Here is a 23443-nt window from a genome sequence, read left to right on the forward strand (position 1 = left end):
GCTCAGCGGTGCCCGCCCCGGACCTCGCCCGTGCCGGGTCGAGCGCGGACCGGGCGCCGGGGCACCCACCGCGCCATGCCGGCCGCGCCCAGCGCCGAGAGCGCCCCGAGCGCGACGGAGCCCACGCCCAGGGTGGCCACCGCGGCGACGGCGGCGAGCGCCAGCGGTCCGATCAGCGAGCCGGAGTCGTGGCACAGGCGGAAGGCGCCCAGGAACTCGGCACGCCCGTCCTCCGGCGCCGCGTCGGCGCCGAGCGTCATGATCAGGCCGTTGCTCAGCCCGTTGGCGACGCCCATGAGGACGGCGACCGCACCGAGCGCCAGCACGCTGCCCGTGAGCGGTAGCGCCACGTGCGCTGCGGCGAACGTGACGAGCGAGCCGACGGCGACGGGACGGCGGCCGCGCAGGTCCATCCACCGTCCCGCCGGGTAGGACAACGCGACGTCGACCGCCGCCCCGACGCCGAACAGCAGGCTGGTGGTGGTCGCGTCCAGGCCGATGTGGTCGGCCCACAGCGGAAGCACGGCGGTGCGCGAGGCCCGCGATGCGCCCATGACGAGGGCGCTCACGCCGAGCGTGCCCAGCACCCGCCGGTGGGCGACCAGCACTTTCAGGAGGCTGTGGGCGGGCCGACCGCCGCCGCGGTCCGACTCGACCGCCCGCATGCCCGCCATGAGGGCACCGGCCACGACCACGGCCACCAGCTCCACGAGGAAGCCGCCCCGCGGGCCGAGCAGGTACACGACGGCTGCCCCGAGGAACGGTCCGATCAGCGTGCCCAGCCGGCTCAGCCCGGCCATCGCCGACAGCGCCCGTGCCCGGAGCTCGACCGGCACCGTCTCGATGATGTAGGCCTGCCGGGCGAGCGCCCACACCGCGCTCGCGATGCCGTACATCCCGACACCGATCCCGAGCACCACCGGCGTCCAGGACAGCAGGCAGAGCGCCGCCCCGACGGCCCCGATCCCGCTCCCCAGCAGCACGGCCGACCGCTCGCCGATGCGGGTGACGATGCGCCCCGCGGGGAGGTCGCCGAGCACCATGCCGAGCCCGAGCAGGGCCACGACCAGGCCCGCACCGCCCACCGACGCCCCGAGCTCCCGGGCCTGCAGCGCCACCACCGGGATCGCGGCGCCCTGACCGACGCCGAACACCGCGGCGGGCAGGAACACCGGGACGGCGAGGCGCCGAAGTGGTCCCGCCTCGGACATCACCCGTGCCCTCCGAGCATGTGAGTGTTGCTTGCCGTCAAGCAAGCTACCTCATACGGCGGCCACCTCGGTGCGCCCCGCGAACCGGTTCTCGGGCCGCGGCAGCCCGAAGTGGTCGCGCAGGGTGCGTCCGGTGTACTCGCTGCGGAAGAGCCCGCGTTCACGCAGGATCGGCACGACCGTGTCGACGAAGACCTCGAGCCCGCCGGGGTAGTACGGCGGCATCACGTTGAAGCCGTCGGCCGCGCCCGAGGTGAACCAGTCCTCGATCGTGTCGGCGACCTGCTCCGGCGTGCCCGCGAACACCCGGTGACCGCGTGCGCCCGCCAGCCGGTGCAGCAGCCCCCGGACGGTCGGGCGCTCGCGCTCCACGATGCCGGCGACGACCTGCAGGCGGCTGCGGCCGTTGTCGGTGACGTCCCCCGCGTCGGCGAACAGCTCGACCGGCACCGGGCCGTCGAGGTCGAGGTGGCCGAGCGCGGTGCCGGTCATGCGCTCGAGCTGCCGCAACCCGTACGCGGGCACGGTCAGCTCGTTGAACTCCCGCTCGAGCGCACGGGCGTCCGCCTCGGTGCCGGCGATGAACGGGCTGATCCCGGGCAGGATCTTCACGTGCTCGGGCCGGCGGCCCATCCGTGCGGCCCGCTGCTTGATGTCGGCGTAGAACGCCTGCGCGTCGGCGAGGCGCTGGTGCGCGGTGAAGATCGCCTCGGCGTACCGCCCGGCGAACGCCCGCCCGTCGTTGGACGCGCCCGCCTGCACCAGAACGGGGTGGCCCTGCGGGGGACGCGGCTGGTTGAACGGTCCCTTCACCCGCACGTACCGGCCGGCGTGCCCGATCTCGTGGATCTTCGAGCGGTCCGCGTAGATCCCCGCGGCGCGGTCGAGGACGACGGCGTCGTCCTCCCAGCTGTCCCACAGCGCCACCACGGCGTCCACGAACTCGCGGGCCCGGGCGTACCGCTCCGCGTGGGTCGGGTGTGCGTCCAGCCCGAAGTTCGCCGCCGCGGCGTCGTTGCCGGTCGTGACGATGTTCCAGCCGGCCCGGCCACCGGAGATGTGGTCGAGCGAGCCGAACAGGCGCGCCAGGTTGTACGGCTCGTAGTAGGTGGTGGACGCGGTGGCGATCAGCCCGATCCGCTCCGTGACCGCGGCGATGGCGGTCAGCAGGGTGATCGGCTCCAGCCTGCCGACGGCGTTGTGGGTGATGTCGCCCTGCAGGGCCGGGCCGTCGGCGAAGAACACCGCGTCGAGCGTCCCGGCCTCGGCGGTGCGGGCGATCTCCTGGTAGTAGGCGGCGTCGTAGATCCGCTCGGCGGCACTCGTCGGATGCCGCCACGCGGCCTCGTGGTGCCCCGCCGGGTAGATGAAGGCGTTGAGGGAGAGCTGTCGTCGGGTCATCGGTCCACTCCGAGTGCGATGAGCAGGAACTCGCGATGCGCCACGAACTGCGGATCAGCGGCGTGGCGGGGACGGTCGAGGGGGATCGGCCGGTCGACGACGACGCGGCCAGCGTCGAGCACCAGCACGCGGTCGGCCAGCGTCACCGCCTCCTCGACGTCGTGCGTGACCAGCAGCACCGCCGGGCGATGCCGGTCGTACAGCTCGCGCAGCAGGTGGTGCATCTTGATCCGGGTGAGCGCGTCGAGTGCGCCGAACGGCTCGTCGGCGAGCAGCAGGGCCGGCTCGCGCACGAGCGACCGGGCCAGCGCGACCCGCTGCTGCTCCCCGCCGGACAGCTCGTTCGGCCACGCCCGCTCCCGGCCCGCGAGGCCCACCTCGGCCAACGCCGCACGGCCGCGGTCGCGCGCGTCAGCGCCGCCGAGGCCCAGCACGACGTTGTCGAGCACCCGGGCCCACGGCAGCAGCCGCGAGTCCTGGAACACGACCGCGCGCTCGGCGGGCACCTCCAGCTCGCCGGACCCCGCGACCCCGTCGTCGAGCTCGGCGAGGGCGCGCAGCAGTGTCGACTTCCCGGAGCCGCTGCGGCCGAGCAGCGCGACGAACTCGCCCTCCCGGATGTCCAGGTCCACGCCGTCGAGCACCGCGCGGCCGTCGAAGCCCCGGGTGAGGCCACGGGCCCGCACGGCGGTCAGCTGCCCAGCGAGCGTCGCCACGACAGCGCCCTCCTCTCCGCTGCGCGCACGACGAGGTCGCCGACCAGCCCGAACACGGCGTAGACGACCAGGCCGACGACGATGATCTCGGTCTGCCCGTACGTGCGGGCCTGGGTCATGAGGTAGCCGATCCCGCTGGTCGCGTTGACCTGCTCGACGACGACGAGTGCCGTCCAGGAGACGGTGACCGCGAGCCGGAGCCCGGTGAAGAAGCCGGGGAGCGCACCGGGCAGGGCGACCCGGCGCACGAACTGCGTGCGCGACAGCCCGACGCTCTCGGCGAGCTCGACGAACCGCATGTCGACGCCGCGCAGCGCGGCATGGGTGTTGATGTAGATCGGCACGAACACGCTCAGCGCGATCATAATGATCTTCATCTCCTCGCCGATCCCGAACCAGATGATCGCGAGCGGGATGAGCGCGAGCGTGGGAACGGCTCGCTTGATCTGCACCGGCCCGTCGACGATCGCCTCACCGACCCGGGACAGGCCGGCGACGAGCGCGATCGCCACCCCGATGCCGACGCCGAGCACGAGCGCGATCGCCGCCCGCTGCACGGAGGTGAGCAGGTTCGACTGCAGCCGGCCGTCGGCGATCAGCTCTGCGGAGGTGGTGACCACCGTCCAGGGCGGGGACAGCGTTGCCGGGTCGACGAGCCCGGTGGCCGACCCGACGGTCCACGCGGCGAGCAGCAGCAGCGGCCCGACGGCGAGGCCACGGGCCGAGGTGCGACCGGGGCCGAGCCGGCGGCGCCTGCGCGGTCGCGGGGTGAGCTCCGCGACCGCCGGCTCGGCGCGCTCGCGGGACGTGGCGAGCGAGAGCTCGGTCATCGGACCGCCACCTCCGGGCCGAACGACGCCCCCGCTGCCGGCACCGCCTCGGCGACGACGTCGGTGAAGCGCAGGTCGAACCCGTCGGCCGCGCGCACCTTCCGGGGCAGCTCGCCCGCCCGGTCGATCACGTCGATGGTGGCCTGCTGGGCCCGCACCACCGTGTCGTCGAGGCGCGGGAACGTGACCGTGCCGAGCGAGTCGACGATTCGCCTGCCGTCCTCGGCCGAGATCCCCTGGTTCTCCACGTAGTACGTCTGGATCCACTCCTCGCGGTGGTCGTTGATCCACTGCTGCGAGCGGATGTAGTGCTGGACGTAGGCCCGCAGCGCAGCCGCCTTCGCGGGGTCCTGCAGCGCCTCGCGCCGGGCGTAGATGTAGTTGAGCCCGGACGAGGTGCCGGCGGTCTCGGCCGGGTCGATGACCCCGCCGCCCCGCGGGCCCGCGTCAGCGAGGAACCGGGTGAGCCGGGGCTCGTTCAGCGGTGCGACGTCCACCTGCCCGGTGCGGACCGCGTCGTTGAACTCGCCGAGCTGCAGGCGCACCAGCTCGACGTCGGCGGTCGTCAGGCCGGCCTTCTCCAGCGATCGCAGCACGATCACCTGCTGCGCCGTTCCCTCGGCGTAGGCGATCCGCTTGCCGCGCAGGTCGGCGAGCGTGCGGGCGCCGACGCCGGGAGCCACGGCGAGCCGCGTGCTCGACGGGTCGGTGCGGCGCGCGAGGATGATCGGGACGTCCTCGCCGGCCACGAGGGCCTGGATCGGCGGGGTGTCGCCGACGCTGGCCACGTCGGCCGCGCCGGCCCGGAAGGCCTCCAGGATCGCCGGACCGCCCGTGAAGTTGGCGAACTCGGCGGTGAACGGCAGCCGTTCCAGCTCGCCGGAGGCGCGCAGCGCCACCTGCTGGGCCTCCGACTGGTCGGCGACGACGAGCGTGGTGCCCGGGGGCACCTCGGTGGGCAGGGGCGTGGCCGCGTCCAGCTCGGCGGCCCCGGTGGGGCCGGCGCATGCGGTGAGCAGGAGGACCCCCACCACCGCGGCCCAGCCGCGTCGCAGGCGGGCCATCAGTCCACGACCACCGCGTGGTCGGCGGTGAACGGGCGACCCGCCACGATCTGCGACTCGAACCCGTCCGGCCCCACCGGCCGGTCCCCGATCACCGTGACGCGGTGCAGGGTGCGGCGCACGTCGAGGTGGTCGAGGTCGGCGGGGGCGAGGTGCGCGGTCGCGCGGTTGTCCCAGACGGCCACGCTGCCCCGCTCCCACCGGAACCGCACCGTGTACTCGGGCCGCGTGATCTCGGCGTAGAGCAGGTCGAGGATCGCCCGACTCTCCCGGGGCTCGACATCGACGATGTGGCTGGTGAAACCGGGGTTCACGAAGAGCGCGCGCTCGCCGGTGGCGGGGTGCACCCGCACCACGGGGTGGATCGAGACGAGCAGGTTGTCGTTCACGCGGCGCGCGTAGCTCGAACCGCCCTTCGGGGCCTCGCCCCCGCCGTAGCGGTGCTCGGCGCGCAACCCGTCGACGAACCGCCGCACCGGTTCCGACAGGCCCGCGTAGGCGGCGGCGAGGTTCGTCCACGTCGTGTCGCCACCGACCTCCGGTACGACGTCGGCACGCAGGACGGAGACGGCCGGCGGGTTCACCGCGGCCGTGACGTCGGTGTGCCAGCCTGCGACGTAGCTGTACTTGCGGCGGCGCGTGGCGTAGTCGTCGCCGTAGCGCTGCTTGTAACGCTCGGGGTCGATCGTGAAGATCTCCGGGTTGCCTTCCGGCGGGGCGTCGTCGTGCGGGTGCGCGTAGGTCAGCTCGCCGAACACGCGGCCGAACCGGATCTGCGCGGCGTGGTCCAGCTCCTGGCCGCGGAAGAAGAGCACCTTGTGGCGGTGCAGCGCGGCGGTGAGCCCTTCGACCGTGCCCGGGTCGAGCGGGTCGGTCAGGTCGACGCCGGACACGTCTGCGCCGATGTGGCCCGCGACCGGGCGGATGGTCAGCCCGGTGCGTTCTGGTGCGATGGTCACGATGGTCCTCTCGTTGGTTCGAAAATTCTCGGGAGAAATGCGCGGACCATTGCCGGACAAATTGTCCGGACAGTCCGGGGGAGAATCTCGGGAAGTGGCCGCGATCAGCGACAGAGAGCGCAGCAGGGGCGACATGCCCTGCTCAGAACGTGTGCGCTCATGTCGAACATCGTGAGTGGCGGGACGCCCGAAGTCAATTTTCGGACGACTGCAATTAAATACGCGCAGCTAGTTCCAGGGGGCGATCGTAGGTTTCGCGGAGCACCACCGAGCCGGCCGCGACCCCGAGCGCCCGCGTGCCGAACGAACCGGCGACCACCCTGCGGGCCACCTCGCCGCCGCGGTGCGAGTGGCGAGCCACCTCCGCGCGCAGGTCGGCGAGCAGTTCGGGCCTGCGGGCCGTGCCGGCCTCGCACACGACCAGCACCTCGGGGTTGATCACGTCGAGCAGGAGGGCCGCCGCGCGGCCGACGACCCGTACGCGATCGCGGAGGAGGTCCAGCGCCCACCGCTCGTCCGCATCGAGGGCTGCGAGGACGTCCGCGAAGCGGGGCGTCCGCAGCCGGCCCGCCGCAACGGCTCGTCCCGCGACGGCCCGCTCAGCTGCGGTGGCCGCGAGGCAGCCGCGACGGCCGCAGGAGCAGGGCGCGTCCCCACCCACCGGGAGGTGGCTGACGTGCCCCGCGGCCGCGTTCGGACCCTCGTGGACGGACCCACCGGTGGCGATGGCCGCGTCGACGACGTTGCCGACGAACAGGTGCACGAGGCTCGAGCGCGCCCGCTCGCGCTCGTCGCCGAACAGCTGCTCGGCGTGTGCCAACGCGCGGGCGTGGCCGTCGACGCTCACCGGCAGGCCCAGCCGCTCCCCGAGCAGCGGCCCCACCGGGACGTCCCGCCAGTCGAGCCCGCGGTGGCGGACCACCACACCGCGCGCCGGATCCACCCAGCCCCCGGTGGCCACGCCGACGCCCAGTGGCCTGCGGCCGGCCCCGTGCGCATCGAGGAACGCGGCCGTGCGCCTGGCCAGGTCGGCGAACACCGTGGGCGGTGACCGGTCCGGGCCGTGCGGCACGCGCTCCTCGGCCAGCACGCGTCCGCGCAGGTCCATGAGGACGAGCGTGCTGTGCAGCACGGCGATGTGCACGCCGGCTGCGACGTGGTGGCGGACGTCGATGTCGACCGGTACGTGCGGGCGGCCGACAGCCTGTCGCTGGGCGCGGACCGGCCGTTCGCGGACGAGCCGCAGGTCGGCGAGCTCGGCGAGCTGGCGGCTCACCGCGGCGCCGCTCAGGCCCGTGACCCGGCCGATGGTGCTGCGCGCGACGGGCCCCTGGTCGAGCACGGCGCGGAGAACGGCGGCCGCGTTCTGGCCCCGCCGGCCGTCGCCGGTGTCGAGCGGCCGGGACCGGCCGTCGTGGGGGGACGCGAGGAGGGTGGTGGGCATGGACGTCCCTGCCGTCGAGCGAGGTGCGGGCGGCGTGGCCGCGCGGGCGCCTGCGAGTGCGTCAGGCCCGTGCGGCGGGGACGGCACAGAGCGCGCTCGCCTGCCGACGGAGGTCGACGTGGCGGCGCGCCCGGAACGTCGCGGCCGGGGACACGCCGCCGATCCTCCCCGACGAGCAGGTGGGACGCCATGACCTGTGACACACCGGCGGCGCGCCCCACCGGCGAGCATCCTGACGCGCCGTCGCTACCCTCGGGCGCTGAGTACGCACGCACATGTGCACGGCCCTCGACGACACAGGACGCTCCGCGATGACGATCTCCGAGACGCCGCCCCGCCCGAAGCCGGCGCGCCGCCGCGGTGCGACGCCGCCCCCGCCGGAGGGCCACCTGCTGCAGCGGGTGATCCTGCCGCGTACGGGCGACCCGATGAGCGTCCGCGCGCTCTACCTCGACGAGCGGACGGGCATCCGGCTCACCACGGTGCCGGACGTGGCCGGTGGTGAGGTCCTGAAGAAGGTGAGCCTCGGTGGCTCCGGGGTCACCGCGCGCAGGCTGCGTGCCACGTCCCGGACGTCGGCGGTGGTGCCGGAGCAGAGCGAGGTCTCCTTCGCCGCTTACTTCAACGCGTTCGCGGCGGGGTACTGGCGCCGGTGGAGCCGGCTCACCGAGGTGCACCTGAAGCTGTCCCTCCAGGGGGACGGCCGGGTGGACGTCTACCGCACCAAGTCCGACGGCTCCACGATCTTCGAGCGGGGCGTCGTGGTGTCGGGCGTCCAAGAGATCGACATGCCACTCGACCTGCGGCCCTTCGAGGACGGCGGGTGGTACTGGTTCGACCTCACCACCGACGAGGGCGAGCTCGTCCTGCACGCGGGCGGCTGGTACGCCGCCGACGAGCCCACGGGCCGGGCCGCGGTGGCCGTGGGCACGCCCACGTTCAACCGCCCCGCCGACTGCGTGGCGACCCTCACCGCCCTCGGCGAGGACCCGCTCGTGCGGGACGCGATCACCGCCGTGATCATCCCGGACCAGGGCACCAGGAAGGTGCGCGACGAGCCGGGCTTCGAGCAGGCCGCCGCTGCGCTCGGCGACAAGCTGAGGATCATCGACCAGCCCAACCTCGGCGGGTCCGGGGGCTACGCGCGGATCATGTACGAGGCGCTCGAGCACACCGACTGCGAGCAGATCCTCTACATGGACGACGACATCCTGCTCGAGCCCGACTCGGTGCTGCGGGCCGTCGCGTTCTCCCGCTACTCCCGCTCACCCATGCTCGTCGGTGGGCAGATGTTGTCGCTGCAGGCCCGCTCGCAGCTCTCGACGATGGGCGAGGTCATCGACCGCGGCACGTTCCTGTGGCGCAACGCGCCCGGCACCGAGCCGCACCACGACCTCGCCGACCAGCCGCTGCGCCAGACGCCGTGGCTGCACCGGCGCACCGACGTCGACTACAACGCCTGGTGGACCTGCCTGATCCCGCGCGTGGTCGCCGAGGACGTCGGTATGCCGCTGCCGCTGTTCATCAAGTGGGACGACGCCGAGTACGGGCTGCGCGCCCGTGCGAAGGGCTACCGGACGGCCACCGTGCCCGGCATCGGGATCTGGCACATGTCGTTCCTCGAGAAGGACGACACGAGCGACTGGCAGGCCTACTTCCACTACCGCAACCGGTTCGTCGCGGCCGCGCTGCACGGGCCCGACAACCCCACCGCGCTGCTGCGCGACACGCTCAAGCGCACGCTGCGCCACCTGCTGCTGCTGGAGTACTCGGCCGTTGCGCTGCAGGAGATGGCGCTGCGCGACTTCCTGTCCGGCCCCGAGCACCTCTTCCCGAAGCTGCCCACCGTGCTTGGCGAGATCCGCGCCAAGCGCGCCGAGTACGACGACGGCCGACCGCTCGACTCGGCCACGCAGGTGCCGCTCTCCGACCTCGACGCGCTGTCGGCCCAGGTGTTCCCGGATCCGCCGTCCGGCAAGGTCGCCGCCGTGAAGGGGCTCGCGCAGGGCGTGCTGCACAACCTGCGCGCCCCCGACCCCGGCCACCAGGCGGTGCCCCAGCGCAACGTCCCGGCCCGGCACGCGCAGTGGTTCGTCCTGTCGCGGCTCGACTCCGCCACCGTCGCCACCCCGGACGGGCGCGGGGTGACGTTCCGCCGTCGCAACCCGGCGCTGTTCCGGTCGATGCTCAGGAACGCGGTCACGGAGTACCGGCGCGTGGCCAAGGCGTGGCCCGACCTGCAGCGCCGCTACCGGGCGGCGCTGCCGGAGCTGACCAGCCGTGAGGCGTGGGCCCGCGAGGTGTTCGACCGACGGTGAGCCCTACCCCGCCCCGCTCCCCGTGCCGACCAGGCGCGCGCCGAGCGGGCGGAGCAGCCGGATGCCGAACGCCGACGACGTGAACAGCGTCCGCTCGGGCTCCCGGAGCCCGAGCGCATCGGCCAGCATCCGGACGGTCGCCGGCCGCGGCCGGCACGTCTCACCTGATTCGAGCTTCCCCACCGCCCGCACGCTGATGCCGGCGCGTTCGGCCAGCTCCTCCTGCGTGAGCGCGACCCGCAGCCGCGAATCGCGCAGCAGCTCCCCGAAGCCAGTCACAGTGACCCCCCAGTCCTGTTCCTCTTCTATGAAGATCGCCGCGGGGGGCGGGGTGTTGCTGGAGCCGACCGAATTCGGCTGTCCGGAGCAGCCCGGACAGCCGATCGGTGGTCACGAGCCGGGATGGACCACGCCGGAGTGCAGGTCGTTCCGGTGGCCCACCATGCTGGCGTTGGCACGGTAGTAGCCGGTGCCCCGGCCCCACTCCTGCGGCTTCGTGCGGACCTCGGCGGTGTTCTCGCCGGTGGCCACCTCCTGCACGGAGCATCTCTCGCTGTCGCACGCCTCGAGCACCACGATGGCGCCCTTCAGGTCACCGAAAGCGGATTCGACGGCGGCGGACACGAGGGTGGTTTCCGGGTCGGGTTTCTCCACGACGAGGCAGACGATGATCCCGTCCCCGACGCTTTCGCTGCAGTCCTTCGACACCCCCGGCTCGGGCTGCGGGGCGGGGGGTGCGGCCACCGCCGGGGTCGCCACGCCGAACATGGTGGCGCCAGCCAGTACCGGGACGATCGCGAGCCGACCTGCCCGGTGTGCAAGGTTGCGCATCTGTTCTGTGCTCCTGTTGCGATTGGGTGATCACGTCCGTCCAGGCGGCGGACGTGATCACTCAATCGGAGTCCGACAGGTCGGACCAGGAACAAGATCAGCACTTCCTCGGCACTCCGAGGGAGTACGTCGGCGGCTGATCGGGCGAGGGGTCAGCCCTTCTGGTCGTAGAGCCGTTCCCAGTTCTCCCGGCTGGTGAGGCGCGGCAGCTCCGCGCGGTAGCGGGCGGGCAGGGCGGGTGCCTCGCGCACGAAGCGGCGCAGCAGGTGGACGGCCCGGCGGGCGAGCTGGACGGCCAGCTGCTTGTCGCGGGTGCGCACCCGGAAGCCCTGCTCGGACATGTCGGTGACGATCGCGCGCTCGAAGAGGGACACGTGCCACCAGTGCGCGTCGCCCGCGGGGACCGAACCGCTGCGGTGCACGGAGCGGCCGGCCAGGTGGTACACGGCCCGCTTCAGGAACGTGAGCGTCTCGGACCCGGGCTCGTTGGCCGCCCGGACCACGGCCCGCTCGTGGAACTCGCCGCCCGACTCGGACATCGGGTGCATCACGGTCTCGGGGTAGGCCTTCCGGATCTCCCGGACGCGCGCGAGGGCACCGGCCGAGCCGTCCGAGAGGACGCCGGGCCCGTCCAGGAAGTCCTCGACGGCCTGCAGCAGCGTGGCCGTCATCCCGTACTGCATGGCCACGAGCTGGTGCGACACCAGCTGCGCGAGCCGCCCGGTGATCCGGCGGATCGAGAAGCCGCTGTGCAGCGCGGCCATGATCAGGCCGTTGCGGATGGTGAAGTACCGCTGCCACTCGTCGCCGTCCTTCCAGCCGAAGTCGGCGTGCCAGACGCCGGCCCCGGGAAGGGAGACGGTGGGGAAACCATGGGCACGGGCCCGGTAGCCGTACTCGATGTCGTCCCACTGCAGGAACAGCGGCAGCGGGTAGCCGATCGCGCGGATCACCGGGGCCGGGATCAGGCAGGACCACCAGCCGTTGTACTCGGTGTCGACCCGGCGCTCCTGGTTGGTCGGCAGGCCGAGCTCGTCCGTGCCGAGCAGGTACTCGTCGCGGAGGGCGCCGGGCATCTTCAGCCCCATCAGCAGCACCTCGGGGTCGGCGTACTCGGCCGAGATGTGCAGGTGGCCGGGGTGCAGCAGGTTGAGCATCTGCGCGCCGACGATCATCGTGTGCCGGGTGCTGGCCGCGAACGCCGTGAGCCGCACGAGGAGCTCCGGCTCGAGCAGCACGTCGTCGTCCATGAGCAGGACGTCGGCGTGCTCGTCCGGTGCGCCGTCCGTGGAGTGCAGCATGCCGCGGGCGAACCCACCCGAGCCGCCCAGGTTGGGCTGGCGGACGTACTTCAGGCGCTCGCCGAGCGCCGCCGCGATGTCGCCGAACCGCTCGCGGGACTCGATGGGATCGCTGCCCTGGTCGGCGACGTGCACGGTGCGGATGCGCTCGAGCGCCTCCGGGTCGCGGGCGAGCGCCTGCAGCGTGTTGAGGCAGTCGTCGACGCGGTTGTGGGTGGTGATGGCGATGTCCGTGGGCGGCACCGCGCGGGCGGCGGCCACGGTCCAGCGCACGTCGGAGACGGTGAGCTCGTCGATCTCGGTGGCGATCTCCAGCCACATGCCGCCGCCGTCGACGAACCGGTCGACGGGGCCGACGAGGCGCACCGTGGTGGCCTCCCCCTCCCGCACGTCGACGGCCGCGACGATCCGCCACACCTTGTTGGTGTCCGAGGCCATCAGCCGCAGCCGGCCGGTGCCGGAGGCCACTGCCGAGACCTCGACCTCGCCGATGTCGGTCCAGCGCTGCCAGTAGGTGGCGTGGAACCGCCCGAAGTAGGTGTTGGTGTTCACCAGCGAGCCGGGGGCGAGCGTCACCCGGTCCCGCTCGCGGCGCGCGGCCCCCCGCTCGACCCTCGAGTAGAGGTCCTCGGGCACGAGGGCGGACGGCCCGAAGAACAGGCCGCGCTGCGCCAGCAGCCGGGCCGGGGTCCGGTCGGCCTGCCGATCCGGGTGCTCCTCGGTCGCGGGCGTGGCGGCCCGATCCGTGCTGTCCGATGTGCGAAGCATGCGCGCGGCCGTCCTCCGGTCGTCGGTGCCCTTTCCGGGGCTCACCTTTCCGGGGCTCATTGTGCGGGCCGGGTGGGGCGGGCCACGGCGCGGGGGGTCACCCGACGGGGTCGATTCCGGGCACGCGGGGGTGACCGTTCTGATGCCATCCGGCCACGGTGGGCCAGGTGACGACCGGCTCGGGGCGGGCGAGTGGCCCGATGGGGAGCCAGCGGTAGAGCTGCCCGGCGTCGCGGAGTGGATCACCGGCGAGGTAGGTGGGCATCCGCCGTTCGGTGATCAGCAGCCGTGGTGCGACGAAGGGTCCGCCGTATTGCGGCTGGTAGGTGATGTGCGTCTCCGTGTTGTCCGCGGGTGGGCCCACTCGCCACCGGGGGAGTGCAGCGGTGCCGACGGGCAGCGGTTCCGGGGTGAGGCAGGGGAACAGGAACGCCACCGGCCAGTCGAGGAGCGCGCTCGTGCCGGGCGGCAGGAGGTCGGTCATCGGGGTCAGCCGCGGGGCGCGCGGCAGCGTCGCGAGTGCCCGGGTGGTGTCCGGCGCGTCGACCGCCAGCCGCACCGCGGTGGCTCCGGTGGGTGCGAGCTCGCGGATGTCGTCCTGGGCCGGCAGGTCGGGTGTGATGCGCCTGCGCTCCAGCACCTGCCTCGCATCGCCGAACTCGAGGTACAGCCCGTCGCTCGGCCGCAGCGGCCCGGAGGTGGTGACGACCACGGGCAGGGCCTGCGTCCGCTGCTGCGGGTCGAGCGTGAACCACGGGGTGGTGGTCCGGCCGGCCACCGGCACGCCGGGAACGGTGTGCCCGCCCACGTCGACCGGGAGCGTGCCGGCGGGCGAGCCGTCGGCGACCGGCAGCACACCGGCAGCGGGATCCGTCTCCACCGACAGCCGCTCCTGCAGGCCGCACGGGTGGCCCCGCAGCGTGGCGATCGTGTCCGAGGTGAGCGTGTAGCTGTCGCGGTGCGCCGCCGCCACCCGCACGACGATCAGCACCTCCACGGCCAGCACCACCACCAGCACGGCGGCGAAGACGGGGGCGGGAGCCGGGATCCTGCGGGGGAGTGGGCTCTCGGGATCGCCGACCGCCCGCTGCCAGGTCCACCGCGCGAGCAGTGGGAGGACGACCGCGGCCCCGGCCACCAGCGCGATCGTGGCCAGTGGGATGTCCATGATCCGCGGGGCGATGGTGCTGAACGTCGGCGTGAACCACGCGCCCTGGTAGGGCCAGAGGTTGTAGCCCGCCAGCACGATCGCCGCGACGACCGTGGTGGCCCCCAGACCCGCGACGAACGCCCGCGGGCGGGCGCGCAGCGGCGCGGACGCGACGACGGCGCCCAGCACGAGCACGGCGGTCCCTTGGCCGGCGAGGTCGGCGAAGTGCTGGGTCCACTTCGTCGGGGACAGCGTCAGCGCCGCCGTGCCCAGCAGGAACCCGATGACGAGCCGGCGGGCCGGGCCCGTTGCGATCCCCGCGGCCGTGCGGCGGAGCGACCACAGCACGCCAGCGGCGGCGAGCAGCGTGCCCAGCACCGCAGCCCGCCTGCCGATCGCGCCCTGGAACGAGGTGTCGAGCAGGCGCGAGTACCGGATCGTCTCCTCGAACCACGGCTGGCCGCCGCCGATCACCGCCCGCACCCGGACGGCCTCCAGCATCCCGGCGAGGCTCTGGTCGGGGACCATCAGGAACACCGCCGACACCGCGGCGGCCGCGAGCACGGCCAGCAGCGGCAGCGGACGCAGCTCGCGTCGGGTGCGCAGCAGGGTCAGCAGCGGACGCGCTGCGGCGAGGAACGGGGTGAACGCGAGCAGGCCGCCCGGCGTCACCGCTGTCGTCGCGCCTGCGAGCACGAGCGCGACGGCGAGCGGCAGCAGGCGCGCCGTCGCGAGGGTGCGCTCGACGGCGAGGAACACCCCGAGCGCGCCCACGGCGACCCACGGTTCCGGCCGCAGCCCCAGCCCGAACGGGACCCACCAGGTGGCGAAGGCCAGCGCGGCGAACCACGGCACCCACCGCCGGCCGGCGAAGCGACCGAGCCGGGGCAGCGTCAGCCGGGAGACCAACCACCAGCACAGCAGGCCGAGCAGCGTGGACGGCAGCCGCATCCAGAGGGTGGAGGACGAGACGAGCGACCACGGGTAGTAGAGGTCGTAGAACCAGCTGAACGGCGCTTCGGGCGCGTTCAGCCAGCGGTAGGCGTTGCCGACGAACCCGTTGCTGCCCGTGCTGCGCACGATGCCGGAGATGTAGCCGTCGTCCACGGTGATGGGCCCGATGGCCCACCACCCGACGAGCAGCGCGGCCACCGCCCCGTCCACGGGCCGCGGCCGCCACCAGTGCCGCGGGAGCAGCCGGACCCGGCGCGCCCGACCGACCCGCCGCAACGCCACGAGCATTCCGAGCAGCGCGAGCACCCCGACCGCGCCGATCACGGCCTTCAGCGGCGAGATCGTCGTCTCGAAGCGGGTATCGGTGGACAGGCGCAGCTCGACACCGGCGCGGACGTCGGAGAAGGCGCCGGCGACGTCGGGCCGCACGTCGCCGTCCCGCACGAGCGCCGGCTCGTCGTCGACCAGCACCGAGGTCCGTTCCGGGTCGGAGACGACCGACAGCGTGCAGTCACCGCCCGGGAGCTCGGCCGTGCCGAGGTCGACGCCTGCGCTCTCCACCCGCACCGCCCCGCCGGACGCCGTCAGCAGCAGCCCGCGCAGGGGCTCGCCCACCACGTCCGGCCGCGGCGGCACGGTCGACAGCAGCACCTGGCCGGGCGGCGCCTCCCGCGCGGTCGTGCAGCTCGTCCGCGCGGTGAGCTGGACGGGCTGGTAGGGCAGCAGCGGGATCGCGGCGTCGCCGTCGGCGGCCGTCCAGGAGTAGACGGCCTCGGGCTGCTCGACCGGGGCGAGCGGGAACGCCACCGCCGCGAGCACGGTGAGCAGGCCGAACAGGCCGGCGGCCCGGCGCGGGCCGGGATCCGACCGTGGGAGCACGCGCGAAGCCTAGGTGAGCGATGTATCCCTCCCGGGTGCGGCCGCCGGAGGCATGATCGGACGCATGACGCTCCCGCTCACCCCCGACGAGCTGCTCACCACCACGCGTTCGGTGCGCAAGCGGCTCGATCTCGACCGGCCGGTCCCGATCGAACTGGTCCGCGAGTGCCTCGAGGTGGCGCTCCAGGCCCCCACCGGAAGCAACTCGCAGGGCTGGCACTGGGTCGTGGTGACCGACCCGGAGCGGCGCCGCACCATCGGCGAGTACTACAAGCGGTCCTACGACCGCTACCGCGAGACCCGGGCCGAACGGTCCGCGGAGCTCTCGGCGGAGCGGCAGGCCGTCGGCGCGCGCGTCGCGACCTCGGCCGACCACCTCGCGGAGCGGATGGGTGACGTCCCGGTCCTCGTGCTCGCCTGCATCACGGTCGGCGGCGACCTGCCGGCCGGCAACCAGGCCGGCCTGTGGGGCTCGCTGCTCCCGGCGGCGTGGAGCTACCAGCTGGCCGCGCGCGCCCGAGGGCTGGGCACCGCGTGGACCACCCTGCACCTGGCCCACGAGCGGGAGATCGGGGAGCTGCTCGGCATCCCGCCGCAGGTGCGTCAGGGCGTGCTGCTCCCCACCGCGTACTACACGGGGGAGACCTTCCGGCCGGCCCCGCGCGAGCCCCTCGACAAGGTGCTGCACATCGACGCCTGGTGAGGCGGCGGGTAGCACTGCGTGCTTGCCGGTGGTGGGAGGCGCGCCGGAAACACGAACAGATATCCGTCCGAATGGATGACGACCTCGGAAGCGCTCCGTGAGCGCAGCGGCCAAGCCGGTACGTTCCGGGTGTCACTCGCATCGCTGGTTAGCGAGGCTTCGTTTTCACGAACGTGACGAGCCCGCGCCCAACAGCCACCCCATCCGGTACTCGAGCTGCATCCTCCGGTGAAATACGGGGTCTGACGGGACTGCGGGCCGTCGCAGCGGTGTGGGTGGTGCTGTTCCACTTCCACTTCACCCCGCTTCCGGGGGTGACCGGGGTGGTCGACGCACTGGGGCCGCTGATCACCTCGGGCGCCCTCGGCGTCGACCTGTTCTTCGTGCTGAGCGGGTTCGTGATCGCCTACACCTACGTCGACGAGCTCGGGCCCTCCCTGCGGATCAGGGTCACCGTCCGGTTCCTGTGGGCGCGCGCCTGCCGGCTGTGGCCGGTCTACCTGCTGGTGCTGCACGTGTTCGGGGTGTGGCTGATCGCGCGTGCCGCGCTCGGCGGCGACGGCGTGATCGCGTTCCAGTCCGTGCAGCCGGGGCTCGACATCGGTCAGTACCTGCAGCAGCTCGTCCTCGTGCAGCTCTGGGACGACCCCTACTTCGACGGCGCCTCCTGGGTGGGCTCCACCTGGTCGATCAGCGCGGAGTGGCTCGCGTACCTGCTCTTCCCGGTCGCCGCGCTCGTGCTGTACCGGATGCGCCGGCTCCCGGTCGTGCTGCTCGCCTGCGGCTCGGTGCTGCTGATGGCGCCGATCGCATGGGCCTACCTCGCCACCGGCAGCCCGTACTTCCCGTGGAGCTGGCTCGTGCGCATCCTGTGCGGGTTCGGGGCGGGCGCGCTGGCCCACCTGGCCGTCCGCAGGCTGCACCCGACGCCCACGGCCCGGCGGGCCGCGTCAGCCGTCGCCGCGGTGCTGCCGATCGTGCTGGCCGCGGGCCTGCTGCTTGGGGAGCTCGCCGGCCCCGGCCGCGGCGGCGCCGTGATCGTGCTGTTCCCGGTGCTCGTGGCGGCGCTCGCCGTGGCCGATCGGGGACCGGCGATGCTGCTGTCCACTCCCGCGTTCGGGTACGGGGGGCGGCTGTCCTACGGCCTCTACCTCGTGCACATCCCGCTCTTCGAGGTGTACTGGCTCGCGCTGGAGCGCTACGCCGTGCTGGCACCGGACACCGCGCTCGCCCACGTCGTCGGCGTGCAGGTGCTGGTGCTCACGGTGGGGGTCGCGGCGCTGATGTACCGGTTCGTCGAGGAGCCGAGCAGGCGCAGCCTGCGCGCCCTCACCCCGGCCGTCGAGCGGCTGCCGGTGCGGGTCGCCATCGCACTGGGGATCCTGCGCGCCCGGCCGCTCACCCTGCCGGCCGTCGCCGCCTCCGCCGACGGCGCGCTGGCCACCGCGGCCGCCCGGTTCGCGGCGAAGCGCCAGGCCCGCGCCCGGGTCGCGGGCTGGCTCGACGAGCCCCTGCCGCAGCCGCGGCACGCCGCCTCGCCCCTGCGGCCCGCGACGCTGGCCACGGCGCTCGTCAAGGCCGAGCGCAGGCGGGCGGCGCACCGCAGCGAGTACGACCTCTGGGCCGACTACGAGCGCGCCGAGTACATCCGGGGCAGCTACCTGCACGCCGGGAACTGACCACGCGGGGGTACGTCAGCATGGCCACCTTCACGACGCGAGACGTCAGGAAGGTGGCCTTGCTGACACCTCAGTCCGCCGGACCCGACGAGAAGATGATCGGGCGGACCTCGATGCCGAGGCCCTCGACCCCGGCGTCGGGGATCAGGGCGGCCAGTTCCAGGGCTCGGTCACGGGTGGCGCAGTCCACGACGTAGTAGCCCCCCATGAACTCCTTGGACTCGAGGTACGGGCCGTCGGTCACCACCGGCACGCCGTCGCGCACCCGCACCACGGCGCTCTGTGCCGGCTCGGCCAGTGCCTTGGTCTCCACCATCTCGCCGGAGGCCTTGATGGTGTCCATGAACGCCCCGTGGCCCTCCATGATCTCCTTGCGCTGCTCGTCGGTGAGCGCGTCGAAGGCGGCCGGGTTCAACTGCATGATCAGCATGTACTTCATCGCGGTTCGCTCCTGTCCAGCTCGGCTTGCACGGAGAGGTCGGAACCGTCGCGGGGTTCTCGACACTCAGCCGGGGATTCGGCGGAACACCGATCGCGGCAGGTGCCGCAGCACGCTCATCACGAACCGCACCGGCGCGGGCGCCCACACGAGCTCGCGGCGCCTGCGGACGGCGTCGACCGTGATCGCGGCGACGGCCTCGGGCGTGGTGGACAGCGGGGCCGGCCGCATCCCCTCGGTCATGCGGGTGTGCACGAAGCCGGGGCGCACCACCGTGACGGTGACGCCGTGGGGGCGCAGGGCCTCGGTGAGCCCGGAGTAGAACGCGTCCAGCCCGGCCTTCGTGGAGCCGTAGACGAAGTTGGAGCGGCGGGCGCGCTCGCCCGCCACCGACGAGAACGCCACGATCGCCCCGTGGCCCTGCTCGCGCATCCGCTCGGCAACCGCCACGCCGACCGTTACCGCCGCGGTGTAGTTGACCTGCGCGAGCCGTGCGGCGTACGAGACGTCGGTCCAGGCCTGCTCGTTGTCGCCGAGCAGGCCGAACGCCACGATCGCCACGTCGATGTCGCCGCCGGTGAAGGCCTTGCGCACCACGTCGGCGTGGGTGTCGAGGGCCTCGGCGTCGAACGGGAGCGTCTCGACGGCGCAGCCACGCGCCTCCAGCCGGGCGCGCGCGGCGTCGAGCCGGTCGGACGGGCGGGCCGCGAGCACCACGCGGAGCGGCCGGTCGCCCGCGAACGCCTCGACGACCGCGAGGCCGATCTCGGAGGTGCCGCCGAGCAGCAGGATGCTCTGCGGGTTGCCCACGGCGTCGATCACTTGGTCAGCTCCAGTCTGCGGGACATGTCGGAGGCGAAGACCCCCTCCGGGTCGGCGGCGTCGCGCACCTTGCGCCACTCGTCGAAGCGCGGGTAGCCGCGGCGGAACTTCGCGGCGCTCACCCGCGACTCCTTCGCCAGGTAGAACCGGCCGCCCGCGCCGAGCACCAGCTCGTCCAGCTCCTCGCACAGCTGGTGCAGGCCGCGCGCGATCGGGAAGTCGACCGTGATCGTCCAGCCGGGCTGGGGGAACGACAGCGGCGCCTGGTTGCCCGCACCGAACCGCTTGAGCACGTTGAGCCCGGACGCGTGCGGCGACGCGGCGATCTTCTCGACGATCCGGCGGAACGTCGCCTCCTCGCCGAACGGCACGAGGAACTGGTACTGCAGGAAGCCGCGCGAGCCGTACACCCGGTTCCAGTCCCCGAACAGGTCCAGCACCTGGTAGAAGGCCGTGATGTTCTGGATCGACCCGCGCTGGCGCTTGGGCGCCTTGCGGTACCAGAGCTCGCTGAACGCCCGCAGCGTGTAGCGGTTGGCCAGCCCGCTCGGGAACACGTCGGGGAACGTCAGCAGCTGTGGCGCGTCGAACTTCAGCGGGTCGCTGCGCAGCTTCGCGGGCAGCTGGTCCACGGTGGCGAGCGAGCCGCGCGTGAGCACGGCCCGGCCGAGCTGCGCGCCGGTGGTGGTGGTGTCGAACCAGGCGGCGGAGTAGCCGTACGTGTCGTCCGAACCGTCGGTGAGCAGGCCCATCAGCTCGTCGAGGTCGGCCGTGCGGTCGGTGTCCACCACGAAGTACGCCGACTCGGTGCGGTGCAGCTGCACGGTGGCGCGCACGACCACGCCGGTGAGGCCCATCCCGCCGACGGTGGCCCAGAACAGGTCGGAGTCCGGGCCGTCCGGGGTGAGCCTGCGCACCGAGCCGTCGGCCGTGGCCAGGTCGAGCGATCGGACGTGGTTGCCGAAGCTGCCCTTGGTGTGGTGGTTCTTGCCGTGGATGTCCGCGCCGATGGCGCCGCCGATCGTGACCTGCCGGGTGCCGGGCAGAACCGGCACCCACAACCCGTACGGCAGCGCGGCGCGCATGAGCGTGTCGAGGCTGACTCCGGCGTCCAGGTCCACGATGCCGGTCTCGGCGTCGATGGAGTGGATGGTGGCCATCCCCGTCATGTCCAGGACGGTGCCGCCCGCGTTCTGCGCCGGGTCGCCGTAGGAGCGACCGAGGCCCCTGGCGATGACGCCGCGCGGGCCTGCGCTCTTGATCGCGGCCGACACGTCGTCGGGGGACCGGGGGGCCAGCACCTTCGCGGTGGTGGGCGCGGTACGTCCCCAACCGCGCAAGCTCGTCGATTCCGGCATCGCGGGCCAGGGTAGCGCTCGTCCCGGCCAGCGCTTCGCCGCGCCGTTAGGCTCAGCCTGTGAGCGAGTCGCCGTCCGAGTCGCGCGGGTTCCGCATCTCCGATGCAGACCGCGAGCGGGCGGCCCAGCGGCTGCACCAGGCGCTCGCCGAGGGCCGGATCACGCTCAGCGAGCTGGAGGAACGGCTCGCGGTGGTCTACGCGGCGCGCTACGAGGTCGACCTGCGCCCACCCTTCGTCGACCTGCCGGACCCCGACGCGATCGTGGCCCGCCCGGTGCCCGCGGTGCCGTCGGACGCGCCGCCGCTGGTGCTCCGCGCCGGGATGTCGACGATCAAGCGCAGCGGGACGTGGGACGTGCCGCCGCGGCTGCGCCTGCAGAGCGCGATGGGCTCGGTGGTGCTCGACTTCTGCGACACGGTGATCCCGCACCCGGTGGTGGACATCGAGGTCGACCTGGGTGCGGGATCGGCCAAGCTGCTCGTGCCCGACGACGCCACCGCCAACGTCGACGACATCGTGGCGAGCATGGGCACGGTCAAGAGCAGCGTCCCGTCCGTACCCCGGCCCGGCGTCCCCCACTTCGTGGTGCACGGCCGGGCCGGGATGGGATCGGTGACGGTGCGGCGGCGCTACCGCATAGCCGGCCGCTACTTCTGATCTGCCCGTCGGAAGATCGTGATCGGGATGCCTTCGCCGACCGTTCTGGACTCGGTCAGCTTCCACGTCGACTTGTCGGGGGTCTCCCCGAACAGCCGCCGTCCCGTGCCGAGGATGATCGGGAACGTCATGAGGTGGATCTCGTCGACGAGGTCGTTCGCGATGAGCCCCTGCACGAGCTGGATGCTCCCGGCGACCTGGAGCTCCCCCTCCACCGCCTTCTTCAGCGCCGTGACCTCCTCGACGAGGTCGCCGCCGAGCACGTGGGTGTTGTTCCACGCCGGATCGGTGAGGGTGCGCGAGACCACGTACTTGGGCATGCCGTTGTACTTGTCGGCGAGCTCGCCCTCGTAGCCCGGCCACGCGGCGGCGAAGCCCTCGTAGGTCTTGCGGCCGAGCAGCAGCGCCTCGGCCCCGAGCGCTTCGTCGACCTTGAACTGCTCGCCTTCGTCGCCGCGGTCGAAGGCGAACGCCCAGTTCGGGTGTTCGAACTCCTCGCCGCCGGGGGCCTCGACGACACCGTCGAGCGAGATGAACTCGGTTACGACGATCCTGCCCATCTCGAACCTCCGGTTCCGGGCCGGGTCAGCTGGTGGCCGGGCCGTAGATCAGGTGCACGACCCCGGTCTCGAAGGTGGCGGAGGAGAGGAGCTTCAGCGGGACCTTCGCGCCGTCCTCGAACAGCTTCTGGCCCGTCCCGATCACGACCGGGTGCACGAGCAGGTGCAGCTCGTCGATCAGCTCCTGCTCGAGGAGCCAGCGGACCAGTACCGCGCTCCCCGTCGTTCCGAGCTGCTTGTCCTGCTTCAGCTCGGTGAGCTCCGCCTTGACGTCGCCGCTGACGATGGTCGAGTTCTCCCAGGTGGCCTCGGTGAGGGTGCTCGACACGACGTACTTCTGCGCCTCGTTCATCTGCTTGGTCATGGGGTCGTCCGGGTCGGCCTGGGGCCAGTACTCGGCGAACCCGTCGTAGGTCTTGCGGCCGAGCAGCATGGCGTCGTTGCCCTCCATCAGCGCGCCGACGGCTGCTCCCATCTCGTCGTTCCAGTAGTCGAAGTGCCAGGTCTCCGGCGACTCGATCACGCCGTCGAGCGAGATGAACAGGCCGGACTTGATGGATCCCATGAGTGTTTCCCCTCGAGGTGCTGTACTGTCTCCTGTAGAAACAGTATCTGGTGGATACTGTTTACGGCAAACGGGTCGTGGGGGCAAGAGCGAATCGAGGAGCGGATGGACGACGACACCGGGCAGATCATCGAGCTGCTCTGGGGAACGCCGAGCACGCCCAGCCGCGGGCCGCGGCCGTCGCTCTCGATCGCCGCGATCGCGGCGGCGACGATCGGGATCGCCGACGCCGACGGGCTCGCCGCCGTCTCCATGCAGCGGGTGGCGGAGGCCCTCGGCGTCACGAAGATGGCGCTGTACCGGTACGTGACGGGCAAGGCACAGCTGCTCGCCGTCACGATCGAGGCCGCGGTCGGCGACCCGCCGGTCCTCCACGGCGCCGGCTGGCGGCCCCGGATCGAGGAGTGGGCGGGGCTGCTCCGGGAGAACTGGTTGCTCCACCCGTGGCTGCCGCAGGCCACGGTGGGGGACCGGGTGATGGGTCCCCGCGAGGTCGCGTGGATCGAGTGCCCGGTCGACGTGCTCGCCGAGGCCGGGCTCGCCGGCCCCCAGCAGATGGACGCCGTCCTGCTGCTGTGCGCCCACGTGCGCAACACGCTGACGGCCACGATGTCCGGCACGCAGCCGTGGACCCCGGGCAAGGGGTCCGGCTCGCTGCGCGAGCAGCTCGCATCGCGCAACGGCGACTACGCGGCCGTGCTGAGCGCCACCGGGTCCGGCCGGTCCGGGGACAACGGTTGGCGGTTCGGGCTCGAGCTCATCCTGGACGGGCTCGAGGTGCAGATCGCCAGGGCTGCGGCACGCGCCTGACGGTGCTCCGCCGGTCCGGGTG

Annotated in this window: 21 protein-coding genes; 5 read left to right on the forward strand and 16 right to left on the reverse strand. The window is 72.9% G+C overall.

Annotation, left to right across the window (positions count from 1 at the left end):
* Nucleotides 1-2 precede the first annotated feature (2 nt).
* The 7 genes from FB388_RS37610 to FB388_RS37640 all read right to left on the reverse strand — a co-directional run bounded on the left by FB388_RS37610 (nucleotide 3) and on the right by FB388_RS37640 (nucleotide 7625).
* Entirely contained in the window at nucleotides 3-1211 is a 1209-nt protein-coding gene (locus FB388_RS37610; protein ID WP_142107394.1) for an MFS transporter, read from the reverse strand.
* Nucleotides 1212-1262: 51 nt separating this feature from the next.
* Nucleotides 1263-2612, reverse strand: coding sequence for an LLM class flavin-dependent oxidoreductase (locus tag FB388_RS37615; protein WP_142107395.1), 1350 nt, complete (start codon nucleotides 2610-2612; stop codon nucleotides 1263-1265).
* Nucleotides 2609-3328 carry an ABC transporter ATP-binding protein gene (locus tag FB388_RS37620; RefSeq protein ID WP_142107396.1) on the reverse strand — a complete coding sequence of 240 codons (720 nt, stop codon included), beginning with the start codon at nucleotides 3326-3328 and terminating at the stop codon, nucleotides 2609-2611. The genes FB388_RS37615 and FB388_RS37620 overlap by 4 nt, the downstream gene beginning before the upstream one ends.
* On the reverse strand, nucleotides 3304-4158 hold the full coding sequence (locus FB388_RS37625; RefSeq protein ID WP_142107397.1) for an ABC transporter permease: 855 nt from the start codon (nucleotides 4156-4158) through the stop codon (nucleotides 3304-3306). Before FB388_RS37625 ends, FB388_RS37620 begins: the two co-directional genes overlap by 25 nt.
* The gene (locus FB388_RS37630; RefSeq protein ID WP_142107398.1) at nucleotides 4155-5222 is read right to left on the reverse strand and encodes an ABC transporter substrate-binding protein; all 1068 of its coding nucleotides are present in this window, start codon (nucleotides 5220-5222) and stop codon (nucleotides 4155-4157) included. Before FB388_RS37630 ends, FB388_RS37625 begins: the two co-directional genes overlap by 4 nt.
* Entirely contained in the window at nucleotides 5222-6181 is a 960-nt protein-coding gene (locus FB388_RS37635) for a TauD/TfdA dioxygenase family protein (protein ID WP_246122797.1), read from the reverse strand. The genes FB388_RS37630 and FB388_RS37635 overlap by 1 nt, the downstream gene beginning before the upstream one ends.
* A gap of 214 nt (nucleotides 6182-6395) precedes the next feature.
* Nucleotides 6396-7625: an ROK family transcriptional regulator gene (locus tag FB388_RS37640; RefSeq protein WP_142107400.1), complete on the reverse strand. Its 1230-nt coding sequence runs from the start codon at nucleotides 7623-7625 to the stop codon at nucleotides 6396-6398.
* Nucleotides 7626-7936: 311 nt separating this feature from the next.
* On the opposite strand from FB388_RS37640, the gene FB388_RS37645 reads away from it, so the two are divergent.
* Nucleotides 7937-9943 (forward strand): glycosyltransferase, encoded by a 2007-nt coding sequence (locus tag FB388_RS37645; RefSeq protein ID WP_142107401.1) that lies wholly within the window; start codon nucleotides 7937-7939, stop codon nucleotides 9941-9943.
* A gap of 3 nt (nucleotides 9944-9946) precedes the next feature.
* Here FB388_RS37645 and FB388_RS37650 read toward each other — a convergent pair whose 3' ends face one another.
* The 4 genes from FB388_RS37650 to FB388_RS37665 form a co-directional block, all read right to left on the reverse strand.
* A complete protein-coding gene (locus FB388_RS37650; protein WP_142107402.1) occupies nucleotides 9947-10222 on the reverse strand; it encodes a helix-turn-helix domain-containing protein in 276 nt (91 codons plus the stop codon).
* A gap of 111 nt (nucleotides 10223-10333) precedes the next feature.
* The gene (locus FB388_RS37655; RefSeq protein ID WP_142107403.1) at nucleotides 10334-10774 is read right to left on the reverse strand and encodes a hypothetical protein; all 441 of its coding nucleotides are present in this window, start codon (nucleotides 10772-10774) and stop codon (nucleotides 10334-10336) included.
* Nucleotides 10775-10926: 152 nt separating this feature from the next.
* Nucleotides 10927-12843, reverse strand: coding sequence for a glycosyltransferase (locus FB388_RS37660; protein WP_142107404.1), 1917 nt, complete (start codon nucleotides 12841-12843; stop codon nucleotides 10927-10929).
* Between the two features lie 97 nt (nucleotides 12844-12940).
* Nucleotides 12941-15826, reverse strand: coding sequence for an arabinosyltransferase domain-containing protein (locus tag FB388_RS37665; protein ID WP_142107405.1), 2886 nt, complete (start codon nucleotides 15824-15826; stop codon nucleotides 12941-12943).
* Nucleotides 15827-15890: 64 nt separating this feature from the next.
* Between FB388_RS37665 and FB388_RS37670 the strand changes: the two genes are divergently transcribed.
* Together FB388_RS37670 and FB388_RS37675 are read left to right on the forward strand one after the other, a co-directional pair.
* Nucleotides 15891-16529 carry a nitroreductase family protein gene (locus FB388_RS37670; protein WP_142107406.1) on the forward strand — a complete coding sequence of 213 codons (639 nt, stop codon included), beginning with the start codon at nucleotides 15891-15893 and terminating at the stop codon, nucleotides 16527-16529.
* A gap of 173 nt (nucleotides 16530-16702) precedes the next feature.
* Entirely contained in the window at nucleotides 16703-18208 is a 1506-nt protein-coding gene (locus FB388_RS37675; protein WP_142107407.1) for an acyltransferase family protein, read from the forward strand.
* A gap of 70 nt (nucleotides 18209-18278) precedes the next feature.
* Here FB388_RS37675 and FB388_RS37680 read toward each other — a convergent pair whose 3' ends face one another.
* The 3 genes from FB388_RS37680 to dprE1 form a co-directional block, all read right to left on the reverse strand.
* A complete protein-coding gene (locus FB388_RS37680; RefSeq protein ID WP_142107408.1) occupies nucleotides 18279-18647 on the reverse strand; it encodes a YciI family protein in 369 nt (122 codons plus the stop codon).
* 66 nt (nucleotides 18648-18713) lie between these two features.
* Nucleotides 18714-19469 carry a decaprenylphospho-beta-D-erythro-pentofuranosid-2-ulose 2-reductase gene (gene dprE2 / locus FB388_RS37685; RefSeq protein ID WP_142107409.1) on the reverse strand — a complete coding sequence of 252 codons (756 nt, stop codon included), beginning with the start codon at nucleotides 19467-19469 and terminating at the stop codon, nucleotides 18714-18716.
* On the reverse strand, nucleotides 19466-20827 hold the full coding sequence (dprE1, locus tag FB388_RS37690) for a decaprenylphosphoryl-beta-D-ribose oxidase (protein ID WP_142107410.1): 1362 nt from the start codon (nucleotides 20825-20827) through the stop codon (nucleotides 19466-19468). The genes dprE2 and dprE1 overlap by 4 nt, the downstream gene beginning before the upstream one ends.
* A 59-nt stretch (nucleotides 20828-20886) precedes the next feature.
* Between dprE1 and FB388_RS37695 the strand changes: the two genes are divergently transcribed.
* Complete coding sequence (locus tag FB388_RS37695; RefSeq protein ID WP_142107411.1) at nucleotides 20887-21486, forward strand: DUF1707 SHOCT-like domain-containing protein; 600 nt, start codon at nucleotides 20887-20889, stop codon at nucleotides 21484-21486.
* Here the strand turns inward: FB388_RS37695 and FB388_RS37700 are convergent.
* Nucleotides 21477-22046: a dihydrofolate reductase family protein gene (locus FB388_RS37700; protein ID WP_142107412.1), complete on the reverse strand. Its 570-nt coding sequence runs from the start codon at nucleotides 22044-22046 to the stop codon at nucleotides 21477-21479. The two genes, FB388_RS37695 and FB388_RS37700, sit on opposite strands and share 10 nt — an antisense overlap.
* A gap of 25 nt (nucleotides 22047-22071) precedes the next feature.
* Complete coding sequence (locus FB388_RS37705; RefSeq protein ID WP_142107413.1) at nucleotides 22072-22611, reverse strand: dihydrofolate reductase family protein; 540 nt, start codon at nucleotides 22609-22611, stop codon at nucleotides 22072-22074.
* A 105-nt stretch (nucleotides 22612-22716) separates the two neighbouring features.
* On the opposite strand from FB388_RS37705, the gene FB388_RS37710 reads away from it, so the two are divergent.
* Nucleotides 22717-23421 carry a TetR/AcrR family transcriptional regulator gene (locus FB388_RS37710; protein ID WP_142107414.1) on the forward strand — a complete coding sequence of 235 codons (705 nt, stop codon included), beginning with the start codon at nucleotides 22717-22719 and terminating at the stop codon, nucleotides 23419-23421.
* Nucleotides 23422-23443: the final 22 nt, after the last annotated feature.

Source organism: Pseudonocardia cypriaca (assembly GCF_006717045.1).
Classification (GTDB): Bacteria; Actinomycetota; Actinomycetes; order Mycobacteriales; family Pseudonocardiaceae; genus Pseudonocardia; species Pseudonocardia cypriaca.